We start from the raw sequence: 12,518 nt of genomic DNA on the forward strand, positions 1-12,518 counted from the left end.
ATCGGGCTTTTTTGCTATGTAGCATACCTCCGTCTTCGATACATTTCGCTTTGCGAAACACTCAGACATCGGTAATATTTACTTCACTTCCTCAAAGTCTACATCTTCTACATCGCTGTTTTCGTCGCTACCCCCTTGGGCACCGGCTCCAGCATCAGGTCCAGGAGCGCCGTTCTGTTGTGCTTCCTGCTGTGCTTTGTACATTTCCTCGGAAGCTACCTTCCACGCTTCATTGATTTTATCCAATGCTGGCTGAATGGTTTCTACTTCTTTGGTTTCATAGGCTTTCTTCAAGTCTTCCAAAGCCGCTTCGATAGGCGCTTTCTTATCGTCGCTTATCTTATCTCCAAACTCCTTCAATTGTTTTTCGGTTTGGAAGATCATAGCGTCTGCTTCGTTGATCTTATCTGCTTTTTCCTTAGCAGCCTTATCCGCTTCAGCATTTGCCTCGGCTTCTGCCTTCATCTTTTCGATTTCTTCATCGGTCAATCCGGAAGAAGCTTCAATTCTAATATCCTGTGACTTACCAGTCGCTTTATCGGTAGCACTTACTTTAATGATACCATTCGCATCGATATCGAAAGTAACCTCAATTTGAGGTACTCCTCTCGGTGCTGGTGGAATATCACTTAAGTGGAAACGACCAATGGTCTTATTATCTGCGGCCATAGGACGCTCTCCTTGCAATACGTGAATCTCAACGCTTGGTTGATTGTCTGCAGCCGTAGAGAAGATCTGGCTCTTCTTGGTAGGAATGGTCGTGTTCGCATCGATCAATTTGGTCATTACGCTTCCCATGGTTTCAATACCTAACGAAAGTGGGGTAACGTCCAATAACAATACGTCCTTCACATCTCCCGTCAATACCCCTCCTTGGATCGCAGCTCCCACAGCTACTACCTCATCTGGGTTTACTCCTTTGCTTGGCGCTTTTCCGAAGAATTTCTCTACTGCTTCCTGTACTGCAGGAATACGGGTAGATCCTCCTACCAAAATAATCTCGTCGATATCGCTTGTACTTAATCCAGCAGCTTTCAATGCCGTCTGACAAGGCTCGATGGTACGCTTTACCAAATCGTCGATCAACTGCTCAAACTTCGCTCGGCTCATGGTTTTCACCAAGTGCTTAGGTCCGCTAGCGGTTGCTGTAATATAAGGTAAGTTGATTTCGGTTTGTGAAGAAGAAGATAATTCGATCTTTGCTTTCTCAGCAGCTTCCTTTAGACGCTGTAATGCCATAGGATCTTTACGAAGGTCCATAGACTCTTCCTTTTCGAACTCATCGGCCAACCAGTTGATGATCTTGCTATCTACATCGTCACCTCCAAGGTGGGTATCCCCATCGGTAGCCAATACTTCGAATACGCCATCTCCCAATTCCAAGATGGAAACATCATGTGTTCCACCTCCGAAATCGAATACAACGATCTTCTGATCCGTTTCTTTTTTATCCAATCCGTACGCCAAAGCAGCGGCGGTAGGTTCGTTGATGATTCGCTCTACAGTTAATCCTGCAATTTCCCCTGCTTCTTTGGTAGCCTGTCTTTGGCTATCGTTGAAATAAGCAGGAACAGTAATTACTGCTCGGGTTACATCCTGTCCAAGGTAGTCCTCGGCAGTTTTCTTCATTTTCTGAAGAATCATCGCACTCAATTCCTGCGGGGTGTACAAACGTCCGTCGATATCAACACGTGGTGTATTGTTGTCTCCCTTTACCACTTTATAAGCGGCACGTTCTGCTTCCTTGGCAGATTCTGAAAATTTATTTCCCATGAATCGCTTAATAGAAGCAATGGTCTTGGTAGGGTTGGTTACTGCCTGTCTTTTGGCAGGATCCCCTACTTTAATTTCACCGTCTTCTACAAAAGCGATGACAGAAGGTGTAGTACGCTTACCCTCCGCGTTTGGGATCACGGTAGGCTCGCTACCTTCCATTACCGAAACGCAAGAGTTGGTAGTCCCTAAATCGATTCCAATAATCTTACTCATGTGTATAGTGTGTTTTTAAGTGTTTCAAATAAATAATTACGATCAGCGTATGTCAAGGAATGTGCCAATCGGTCGTATATGACAGGGTGTCAGTTTTGGGTGTCAAACCTGCCCATTTCGTGTCGTGCTTTATAAATAAAGGGTTCATCATTATAATTATGAACCTCACTGTGCTTTCGAATACGGATATTTCCTTCAAAAAGAAAAAATCTAACCGCTATGAAACCGAAAACAATTACACTGTTCTATGTATTACTATTATTTATTACCACCACGATCGCCCAAGAGGCTTGGGAAGCTAAGGCAGATATGCCTACGGCTAGAAAAGAAATTACAGATGCCGCCACAGTTTTGGACGGATATATCTATGTCCTTGGCGGCACCAATGCCGCTGGTAGTATTACCAACGTATTCGAACGCTACGATCCGGCAACGGATAGCTGGACGACCTTACCCCCCTATCCTCTTTCGGTTTGGAGAACTTCCATGGAAGCCTTAGATGGAAAAATTTATGTCATGGGTGGATATGAATCGCTTAGTCCATTCCCGTTCAGCCCTACCAATGAAGCGTACAGCTATGACCCTGCTACCAATAGTTGGGCTCCCATTCAGAATATGCCAATTTCGAGAGGTTCCGCTGCTTCGGTCGTATGGAACGGAGAAATTCACCTCATTGGTGGAGCCAATTCGGGTGCTCTAGACGCACATCACAGTTATGATCCGAATACGGATTCTTGGACCTCGGTTAGTACCTTAACCGAAACTCGTTCAGGGTTAACCGCTTCCCTTATTGACGGGAAGATCTATGCTGCTGGAGGCTATTTCCTAAGCGGTGGTGTGGTTAGCAAGGAAACCGTAGAAGTATACGATCCCGGAACGGGCAACTGGAGTCAAGTAGCCAGTATGCCCTTTAGCAAACTCGGGATAAGCTCGGCCGTTTGGAATGATAAAATGTATGTATTCGGGAATGAGAACAACACCAATGTCTTGGAATATGATCCATTCTTAGACAGTTGGTCCCAATTGATGGCCATGCCCGAGAATGTCAACTTTGCCGGGGCTGTGGCCCAAGGAGGCCTTATATATGTCATGGGCGGAGGTGCCGTAAACCTCTCTACCGATGGGATTAACGCCATGCACTGTTTTAATCCTGGTGTATTGAGCATTGAGGATAATACCTTTAAGCATTTAACAATAGCGCCCAATCCTACTGCAAATGTTATTTCTATACAATTAGCCGCTCCAGCGCAAGAAATAAGTATCACTAACATAAAGGGATCCAAAATAGCGACCCAGTCCTTACAGGATTACGAGCGCTCCATAGAGCTCTCCTTATCGTATCCGACTGGCGTCTATATTCTGGAAGTTTTGTTTAGTGATGGAGTTAGAGTGGCTAAGAAAGTGCTTGTAAAATAAGCACGGAAAGAGGCGGCGCTTTCATAGAAAGCGCCGCTATTATCTACACATTGGATTGCTCCTCCAAATATTTATGAATGGCACTAAAATCCAATCGCCCCATTCCCGCTCGTTTGGCCTCGGCAAATTGTTCTTTGGCCGTATTGGCCATATAAAGAGGCTGATCATGCTCATACCCCGTTAAGGTTGCCAAGTGCAAATCCTTGTGCATCCATTCCAAAGGAAACTGAACCTCATAATTATCCTCCTTTATGTTTGGGGCTTTAAATTGAAGAAAGGGTGCCGAAACAACCAAGTTGGGGAGTACATTCAACAAAAACTCTCTGGAAATCCCCATCTTTTGCCCTAGTACGGTTGTTTCGGAAAATATCAACATACTCTGAGCCAACATGGCATTTACTAGCATTTTGAAACTCGCTCCCTTGCCAGTCTCCCCAATGCGCATGGTCTTCTTTCCCATCATATCCAAAAAGGGCATGAGGACATTCACATGACTTTCAGAACCTCCCACAAAGAACACCAATTCCCCTGCTCTTGCCTGTGGTTTCGATCCTGCAACTGGAGCATCTAAAAAGTGAACATGATGCTTCTTGGCTTCTTGGGCAGCCTCTAAACTAAAGGACGGATTTACAGTAGAACAATCGGCCCAAAAGGCATTCTTCTTCATGGCCGAAAGTGCATTTCCTTCTCCAAAAAACACCTCGGCTACAGCTTCGGGAGTTGAAAGCATACTGAAAACAATATCGGCATCCGCTACTGCTTCTTGTGGTGTTTTTGCCACCTTAGTTCCTTTGGAAACAAAGGCTTCGGTAGCTGCTACGGATCTATTGTAAACGGTCAAGTCTACTTTATTCTCTATTAAATGATCTACCATTCGGCTTCCCATAATACCCAATCCTAAAAACGCGACTTTCATTTTACTTGTGGTTTTGTAATTAATAATTTCAATTCGTCCTTAAAACCCCATAAAAGTACAAGCATAAGTACAAAGGTGATAAGCCAAATTCCATTCCCTGGCATGTCATGGGCCAAATGAAAAAGAACAATGCTTGCTGTTACAGGAAGACAAATAAGCGCTCCCAAAAAGGAGGTTCGTGGAATCATAAGCAACACGGCACCTATAATTTCTGTAGCTCCTACAAATTTTGCCAAAAATGTAGAAAACATCGCTCCTAAAAACAATTGAGCGGTCTCACCCTCGGGTGGTGCTACATTGGCAAATAGTAGAAATTTATTCAATCCGAAAATAAAGAAGTGTAATGCAAAGATTCCTTTTGCAATGGTGAAAACAATTCGATTCATGATGATTCATTTTTAATTCCATTGCAAATTTGGGGTACAGGGTGCCACTAAAAAATGAACTAGTTCAAGAAATCAATCAGACTTTAATGCCATTCGCTTTCGCACCTTACTCAGAAACTCGGCGCTCATCCCCAAATACGAGGCCAATGCATATTGAGGAACGCGCTGAACTATTTCTGGATACATCGTATTAAACATACGGAAACGATCTTCGGCAGTGTGCTCAAGATTGGAAAGTACCCTTCTTTGTGCATAGGCAAACGCCTTCTGGGCAACAACCCTGAAATAGCGCTCGAATTTAGGATTCCTCCTGCAAAGGGCTTCTACCTTATGATATTCTATTTGCTGAACCACCGTAGGTTCCAGTGCCTCTACATATAACATAGCCGGAGTTTGACTTATATAGCTATTGAAATCGCTAATAAACCAATCCTCGATTGCGAATTGAATGGTGTGCTCCTGCCCCTCTGGATCCATAAAATAGGAACGCAATGCTCCCTTAAATACATAGGTCTGATGGTGGCAAACTTGTCCAGGTTGTACCACAAACTCCTTTCTACTTATTTGTTTTTGTTCCAGAATAACAATGAAATCTTGCTCATCTTCAGGAGTAAGGGAAACATATCTTTTAATGTTATTGAGAATGGGATTGGGATTCAATGTAGTCTCTGTTTAGGTAAAAAGTAAAGTTACGAAATGGCCTTCAAAATTTACCAGTTCTGTGTAGTAGTACAGAAATTATAATTTTTTTGGCTTGGGACGGTGGCAAATTCCAGACAAGACTCTCCCCCAAGCACTCTCCAGAATTTCTCCCCTGCCACCGTAACGAGTTACCCAAGCCATGGGTAACCATAAAACGAATTTGATTTATTCTATGGGTTCCCCCCCTAAAACTCGATCCAAATATATGGAAATATTCCATATTATACTTGGAAATATTCCAAAATATTTTTCAACGAAAAGTAGGAAAGAACAGTTACATTTGCTTTGCTAAAACCGACCCATGGAAAGCATCAGTGTTTTCGATATGCTTAGTATTGGTGTGGGGCCTTCCAGCTCCCATACCCTTGGCCCTTGGCGCGCTGCTTTGCGCTGGATAGACCATTTAAAAAGAAATGATAAGTTTGATAAAGTAACTTCTATTAAGGTAGATCTGTACGGTTCCTTATCGCTTACGGGAAAGGGACATGCTACAGATATTGCCGTGGTTATGGGGTTATGCGGGTATGATCCCGTTACTTTTCCTACGGAAAAAATCCAAGAGACCATTCAGGCCATCGAAAAAACCGGGAAGCTAGATTTCGACAGCTCTTCTGCGCTTCCATTTTCGATTTCTGAACACGTTCAATTCCATAGAAAGTTTCTGCCTTTCCACCCCAATGGAATGACTTTTACTGCAGTGCTTTCCGATGGAAACATGGAAGAGCGTACCTATTATTCCATAGGCGGTGGTTTTGTTGTTCAGGAAGAACGACGCATTGCCAAAGAACAGCAGGAGAAATTCTCAGCATTTCCGTTTCCCATTCAAACGGGAGAAGAATTACTAGGGCATTGCGCTTCTCAAGGGAAATCGATTAGCGAAATTGTCCTGGAAAATGAAAAGGCTTTACGCTCGGAGGAAGAGGTAAATAAAAAATTGAAGGCCGTATGGGATGTCATGCTAGATTCCATGTATACCGGCTGCCACACTGAAGGGACATTACCCGGCGGATTAAATGTACGTCGTAGGGCTTACGACTCGCACCAAAGCTTGAAAGGATCCACTACCTATACTAATAAATATGAATGGATTGAAGCCATTCGCGATACCGAAGTAAAATTCAGGCAAATCCTTAAATGGGTTACTTGCTTTGCCTTGGCGGTGAACGAAGTAAATGCTTCTTTGGGAAGGGTCGTTACTGCACCTACCAATGGAAGTGCGGGCGTTATTCCGGCCGTTTTAATGTATTATTTGGTTATCGAAAACCATGATGGTAACTTCGAGGATATCCGGAAATTCCTTTTAGTGGCAGGTGAAATAGGCAGTTTGTTTAAAAAAGGAGCCACTATTTCTGCCGCTATGGGTGGTTGCCAGGCCGAAATTGGTGTATCCTCTGCCATGGCAGCGGGGGCCCTTACCGAACTGATGGGCGGAAGCCCCGATCAAGTACTCATGGCAGCCGAAATCGCCATGGAACATCATTTAGGGTTGACCTGCGATCCTATAGCTGGACTGGTTCAAGTGCCCTGTATAGAGCGAAACGCCATGGGTGCCATAAAAGCCATCAATGCCTGCGAAATGGCCTTGGATGGCAATCCGTCGCAAGCCAAGGTGACTTTGGATAAAGTCATCGCCACTATGTGGCAGACAGCCCAAGATATGGGGGCCAAATACAAGGAGACCAGTGAAGGAGGTCTTGCTGTGCAAGTGAACATTAGCGACTGTTAAAGTTTCCCAACTACATAATTTTTAGCACAATAGGTCCGTTATCCCCAAGATTGCGCTTACGTCACCATCTCGTAAATAAAACATCAATTAATCATTGTTAAAGGTGTAGGAAAAGTTTTCCAAGTAGAAATTTTAACACTTTTTGTCGTGCTTATTTGCGTTTTATCGTTTTTATTTGCTTTTAGTCGAAATCCCCAATCTAAAAATAGAGCTAACATTATGATGAAGGTATCCCCACTTCTTATCAGCCTGCTGCTTACACTGCCCCTTCTTTCGCAGAATGTACAAATAGACGGAAGGCTTCAACCCCTACTCAATGATTTCTTTACACAATGCAATCAATACCAGATTGAATATCACGACAAGCTATTTCAATTGGAAAGTATTGATGTGGTAAATACGCTTACGGTATCTGAAGATGGTTCTACCTTGGGAATGCTACGCAGGGATGAAAACGGAAAAGTGGTTGCTATCGACATCAGTTGGATGGCACAATTGGATCCGGAGATTTTAAAAATCGTTGCTTTTCATGAATTCGCCCATTACTTTCTTGAGTACAGTGAGCATGTATGCGACGATTGCGGACACATCATGTCCAAAGTAAATTCCAGTTATTTTGATATTGCCCGGGAATGGGAACAGCACCTCAAAGTGTTATTCGAAGGTTCACCCGCCTATGCCCGACGTTTCGGGAAGGCCTTTTCCTTTGATGGTACGCACCAACCTTAACCCTTATTACAGGAAGATCGGCGTCTTGAATCGATAAGATGGATAATCTTCCATCCGTCCTCCATTTTGGCCAAGGTAAATGCATTGGCTCCGCAATGACTAAAGGTATCATTAACCCAAAACTCGTAAGGGGTCCATACATGGGCCAAGTTTCCGTCTATGGATACTTTATAATCCAAAAGACGCTCGTCCCATTTTTGTTCGGCTGGTCTATTGGCGATAGAGGTTAAAAGTCGATCCAAAGGTCCGGTGGAAAGATGCGGAGTTCCTTCCTTATCCGTAAAGGCTGTTTGCAGCTTTACATCCTTTGCTAAGGTTCCTCTCATCATAAGGGTATCCCCTTTATGAAAACCTTCGAAAAAGGTATCGATCAATTGTTTTGCTTCGGCCTCGGAGAAATCATTCTGCGCTGTACCGAAAAATGAAAAACTAAGACATAAAATAAAGAGTATCCGCTTCATAGGTTGTATTGTAATGATTGCTTCCAAAATTAGTACTTTTACACCACAATTTGTTACACTATGTCTATAGCTAAAAAAGAATACAAGCGAATTACTACCAAGACCCTAGTCGATATGAAACAAAATGGGGAGAAAATCTCCATGTTAACGGCCTACGATTATACCATGGCCAAAATTGTGGATGGTGCCGGAATTGATGTGATCCTTGTAGGTGATTCTGCCTCCAATGTCATGGCAGGACACGAGACCACCCTACCCATAACACTAGACCAAATGATTTATCACGCTTCTTCGGTTATAAGGGGTATAGAGCGTAGTTTGGTAGTGGTAGATATTCCTTTCGGAAGTTACCAAAGTGATCCTAAAGAGGCCTTGCGATCTGCTATCCGTATCATGAAGGAAAGTGGTGCCCACGCTGTAAAAGTGGAAGGTGGAAAGGAAATTAAGGAAAGTGTAAAACGAATTCTGAATGCGGGAATCCCCGTCATGGGACACCTTGGGCTTACCCCCCAATCCATCTACAAGTTCGGAACCTATACCGTACGTGCCAAAGAGGAGGAGGAAGCAGAGAAATTACGACAGGATGCCCTACTCTTGGAGAAATGTGGATGTTTCGCCATTGTGTTGGAAAAAGTACCCGCCAAATTGGCCGAGGAAGTAGCTAAGAGCTTAACCATCCCTATCATTGGAATTGGTGCCGGTGGTGGTGTCGATGGGCAAGTATTGGTAACCCATGATATGTTAGGAATGACACATGAGTTCAATCCTAGATTCTTACGTAGGTATTTGGATTTATATTCTGAAATGACCCATGCGTTTTCGCAATATATTGACGACGTAAAGCGTGGAGATTTCCCGAACGAAAAGGAGCAATACTAGACAGTCCAGCTAATACCCTCCCCATTGCACAGCACAAAAGATACACTCCAAGTACTTTATGAGGACAATCACCTTTTGGTGGTGAATAAGCGCCCGGGTGATATCGTTCAAGGGGATAAAACCGGTGATGTTCCCTTATCTGAAGTTGCCAAGCAATACATAGCCGAAAAGTATCAAAAACCGGGAGCTGTATTTCTAGGGGTTGTTCATCGTTTGGACCGCCCTACCAGCGGTATTGTAGTATTTGCTCGTACCAGTAAAGCCCTCTCCCGACTGAACAAGATTTTTTCTGAACGACAAGCCCAAAAGACCTATTGGGCGGTGGTTAAAGATACACCGGCAAAGCAAGAAGATCGCCTTATTCATTTTCTGAAACGGAATCCGAAACAGAATAAGTCTTATGCACATGACAAGGAGGTTGCCGATAGTAAGCGTGCCGTACTGAATTATAAAGTACTGAAAACATTGGACCGCTATTATCTTTTGGAAATCGATTTGGAAACCGGAAGACATCATCAGATAAGATCTCAATTATCGAAGGTGGGTATGCCTATTAGGGGTGACCTCAAATATGGATACTCAAGAAGCAATCCAGATGGAAGTATCCATCTACACGCCAGAAAATTAGAGTTCATTCATCCGGTAAAGAAAGAACCATTGACTATTACAGCACCGCCACCAAAGGAAGTTATTTGGAATGCCTGCCTCTAAAGCTCGATCAAGTGGTTTTTTAAGGCATAAATCACCAGTCCTACCCTATTCTTGATACCCAATTTATTGAACAGTTCTTGGCGATAGCCATCGATCGTCTTTGGGCTTAGGTGCATGACATCGGCAATTTCCTTATAAGTCATTTCACTACAGGCCAACTGAAGGAAGGTAAGTTCATTTTCACGAAGCTTAACCGTAGGTTCCTTGGCTCCAGGTTGCAATGCATTCACCATGGTAGAAGTTACCCTTTCTGAATAATAATAGCCCTTTTCCATTACTTCCAGAAGCGCAAATTTCAGGTCGTCTGGATGAATGTCTTTTAAAAAGTACCCCTTGGCACCACCTCGAATCATTTTCAGAATAATTCCTTCATTATCCTCTACCGACAGCGCCAATACTTTCACTTTTGGATGATTCTCGGTAAGCCAAGCCACGGTTTCGAAACCGTTCATAACAGGCATATTGATATCGAGAAGGATGAGATCGGGAATGGTGTCATTACCCTTCAACTCGTTTTGCATTTCCAATCCATGCCGTGCTTTAAAAAGCACCTGAAACTCGGGAAAGGTATTGATTAGCTTTTCTAGCGAACTTGCAAAAAGCAAGTGATCATCTACAATAGCCAAGGTGTGTTTTTTAGAATTACTCATAAATCGGGTATGGATAGGTAAGTTGTAATTGAGTGCCGTCGCCAGGTTGCGAAGAAAGGTTAAAATCTGCCCCTAATAAAGAAGCCCGGCTCTTCATATTCTGAAGTCCGGAATTTCCGCTTTTTTGTTCGGTATCGAACCCTTCCCCATCGTCCTCAGCGATGATCTGTAGTTGGTTTTTATGGTAATATAAATGTACAAATAATTTATTTGCCTTGGCGTGCTTAATCACGTTGGAGAAAAACTCCTGAAGAATTCTAAAAATAATGATTTCGTCTTCCTTCCGAATCACCGTTTCTTCGCCGTCCAGTTTTAGGTCGGCATGCAGGAAGTTAAGTCGGTTAAAACGTTCCAATTCGGTTTTTACAGATTCTACTAGTCCGTTGTTAAGAACCACTTCGGTATTCAATGTTTTGGACAGCGATCTAACCTCTTCTACTGTGGCTACAATCACGTCCTTGGTTTCGGACACCTGATCGCGCAAGGTATCGACCGGAGCCGTCATAAGCATGTTCAGCTGCAGATTGGCTACTGAGAGCAGTTGGCCTACGTTGTCATGCAATTCCCAAGCAATGTTCTTGAAGGTTTGTTCTTGAATCTCCAATCGCGAACTGGCCAATTCCTGCTGGAATCGCTGTTGCGCTTCGTACTTCTCCAACAATAACTTATTCTTTCTTCGTTGGAAGGCCACGAAAAACACAACTACAAAAACCGCCAAGAAAAAGACTACGGCGATGAGGTATATAATTAGGAGTATTTCTTCTTTCTGGAGCATATTAGAAATCCTAGGATAAAACAAGAATACATAAAAATGTTGGCAAATAACACAACATTGACTTGTAATTCAACAAAAAGGTGATTCCCCGTGCTTGTCCTAAAATAACTTGACAGCATGAAGATGGGGGTGGTACACAATTGAAAGAAAAAGACGCCAACCGCTACATAAAACGATAACATCTTCTTCATATTCAGTATGAGATCGCTCCTAAGGATGTTGAAAAAGTACAGGGTAATAGAAAACAATATAAGCAGACAACCGGCCAACTCAGAATAGATAGAATATGCTTCAAAAAAAGAACCATACATGAGGTGATATACTACGGTTCCCAAAATATAAATTATGGAGGCAATAAAAGTATATTTTACCAACTTCTCCTTTCGGGTTTTACTCACAAAATAATAGGGAAGAAACAATACGCTTATTGGGGTATAAATATTATACAACCAATTGTTCCTTTCGAAACCTGTATCTTTTATAAAAGAAAAGTATTTGTAATCTGAAAAATACCCTATCACCGCATAGGTCCCTAATAGTTCGATTACCAAAGTAAGTATCAGAAACTTAACAAGTAACTTAGAAGAATAAGATACAGCAGGAGCTTTTTTTAAATAATAAACTCCTGCTGTTACCGCTGCAATTTCCAATATGAGAATTGGAAATGCGTAGATGAAATAAGCTTTTATATCCAAATCTAGTACGCATTTGGTGGCCAGCCACCTTGTCCTCTGTTTAATGGATCAATATTGTAATTATTATCAGAATCACCTTCATCGCTCATCGACGGACACAAAAATACCGTGGACCTATCGGAATCATCATTGTCGTAGGCGGCAAAGTAAATCCGAATCCCTGGTTCTTCAATTTTCTGTTTTTTAGACTCTTGGAGCACATAGTCCAAATACTCTTGCAAATCTGCAATATTAAAAGTAACGGCACAAGTATCTTGATGACCTTCTGCCTTTGCGATATCTACTGCTCTGGTAGACATCCAGTTAGATTGCATGTCCTTTGCATCCTGAACCGAAATACAATTTTCTGGTTTAGACATAATTAAAAAGTTTTAGGTTAATAAGTGCTTCCAAAATAGGAAAAACAATGTGGTTTTAACACTTTACAAATCAAAAAACAGGAAAAATCCTGTACCCCCAAAGGGTTTTACCGCAAGTAGAATT

General features: G+C 42.7%; 13 protein-coding genes. 5 read left to right on the forward strand and 8 right to left on the reverse strand.

The annotated features are described in order from the left end of the window. Positions 1–78: 78 nt before the first annotated feature. Positions 79–1,989, reverse strand: a complete 1,911-nt coding sequence (gene dnaK / locus POV27_RS11375) for a molecular chaperone DnaK (RefSeq protein ID WP_272862892.1) — start codon at positions 1,987–1,989, stop codon at positions 79–81. 219 nt (positions 1,990–2,208) lie between these two features. On the opposite strand from dnaK, the gene POV27_RS11380 reads away from it, so the two are divergent. Next, positions 2,209–3,405, forward strand: coding sequence for a Kelch repeat-containing protein (locus tag POV27_RS11380; RefSeq protein ID WP_272862893.1), 1,197 nt, complete (start codon positions 2,209–2,211; stop codon positions 3,403–3,405). 43 nt (positions 3,406–3,448) lie between these two features. On the opposite strand, the gene POV27_RS11385 is transcribed toward POV27_RS11380, so the two are convergent. The 3 genes from POV27_RS11385 to POV27_RS11395 form a co-directional block, all read right to left on the reverse strand. Beyond that, a complete protein-coding gene (locus tag POV27_RS11385) occupies positions 3,449–4,321 on the reverse strand; it encodes an NAD(P)-dependent oxidoreductase (protein WP_272862894.1) in 873 nt (290 codons plus the stop codon). Then, positions 4,318–4,707 carry a DoxX family protein gene (locus POV27_RS11390; protein ID WP_272862895.1) on the reverse strand — a complete coding sequence of 130 codons (390 nt, stop codon included), beginning with the start codon at positions 4,705–4,707 and terminating at the stop codon, positions 4,318–4,320. The genes POV27_RS11385 and POV27_RS11390 overlap by 4 nt, the downstream gene beginning before the upstream one ends. Positions 4,708–4,779: 72 nt before the next feature. Beyond that, entirely contained in the window at positions 4,780–5,367 is a 588-nt protein-coding gene (locus POV27_RS11395) for a Crp/Fnr family transcriptional regulator (RefSeq protein ID WP_272862896.1), read from the reverse strand. A 343-nt stretch (positions 5,368–5,710) separates the two neighbouring features. Here POV27_RS11395 and POV27_RS11400 point away from each other — a divergent pair, with 343 nt between their 5' ends. Together POV27_RS11400 and POV27_RS11405 are read left to right on the forward strand one after the other, a co-directional pair. Beyond that, positions 5,711–7,135 (forward strand): L-serine ammonia-lyase, encoded by a 1,425-nt coding sequence (locus POV27_RS11400; RefSeq protein WP_272862897.1) that lies wholly within the window; start codon positions 5,711–5,713, stop codon positions 7,133–7,135. 219 nt (positions 7,136–7,354) lie between these two features. Beyond that, the gene (locus POV27_RS11405; RefSeq protein WP_272862898.1) at positions 7,355–7,864 is read left to right on the forward strand and encodes a hypothetical protein; all 510 of its coding nucleotides are present in this window, start codon (positions 7,355–7,357) and stop codon (positions 7,862–7,864) included. Here the strand turns inward: POV27_RS11405 and POV27_RS11410 are convergent. Beyond that, positions 7,861–8,325, reverse strand: a complete 465-nt coding sequence (locus tag POV27_RS11410; protein ID WP_272862899.1) for a nuclear transport factor 2 family protein — start codon at positions 8,323–8,325, stop codon at positions 7,861–7,863. The genes POV27_RS11405 and POV27_RS11410 overlap by 4 nt on opposite strands. A 60-nt stretch (positions 8,326–8,385) precedes the next feature. Between POV27_RS11410 and panB the strand changes: the two genes are divergently transcribed. Next, on the forward strand, positions 8,386–9,204 hold the full coding sequence (panB, locus tag POV27_RS11415; RefSeq protein ID WP_272862900.1) for a 3-methyl-2-oxobutanoate hydroxymethyltransferase: 819 nt from the start codon (positions 8,386–8,388) through the stop codon (positions 9,202–9,204). A 24-nt stretch (positions 9,205–9,228) separates the two neighbouring features. Beyond that, positions 9,229–9,915: an RluA family pseudouridine synthase gene (locus POV27_RS11420; RefSeq protein ID WP_272862901.1), complete on the forward strand. Its 687-nt coding sequence runs from the start codon at positions 9,229–9,231 to the stop codon at positions 9,913–9,915. On the opposite strand, the gene POV27_RS11425 is transcribed toward POV27_RS11420, so the two are convergent. From POV27_RS11425 to POV27_RS11435, 3 genes are all read right to left on the reverse strand, one after another. Next, a complete protein-coding gene (locus tag POV27_RS11425; RefSeq protein WP_272862902.1) occupies positions 9,912–10,565 on the reverse strand; it encodes a response regulator in 654 nt (217 codons plus the stop codon). The two genes, POV27_RS11420 and POV27_RS11425, sit on opposite strands and share 4 nt — an antisense overlap. Next, positions 10,558–11,340, reverse strand: a complete 783-nt coding sequence (locus tag POV27_RS11430; protein ID WP_272862903.1) for a sensor histidine kinase — start codon at positions 11,338–11,340, stop codon at positions 10,558–10,560. The genes POV27_RS11425 and POV27_RS11430 overlap by 8 nt, the downstream gene beginning before the upstream one ends. Positions 11,341–12,037: 697 nt before the next feature. After that, positions 12,038–12,394, reverse strand: a complete 357-nt coding sequence (locus POV27_RS11435) for a hypothetical protein (RefSeq protein ID WP_272862904.1) — start codon at positions 12,392–12,394, stop codon at positions 12,038–12,040. Between the last annotated feature and the right edge of the window lie 124 nt (positions 12,395–12,518).

Origin of the sequence: Aureisphaera galaxeae (assembly GCF_028561275.1) — a bacterium.
In the GTDB taxonomy this organism is placed as follows: Bacteria; Bacteroidota; Bacteroidia; order Flavobacteriales; family Flavobacteriaceae; genus Aureisphaera; species Aureisphaera galaxeae.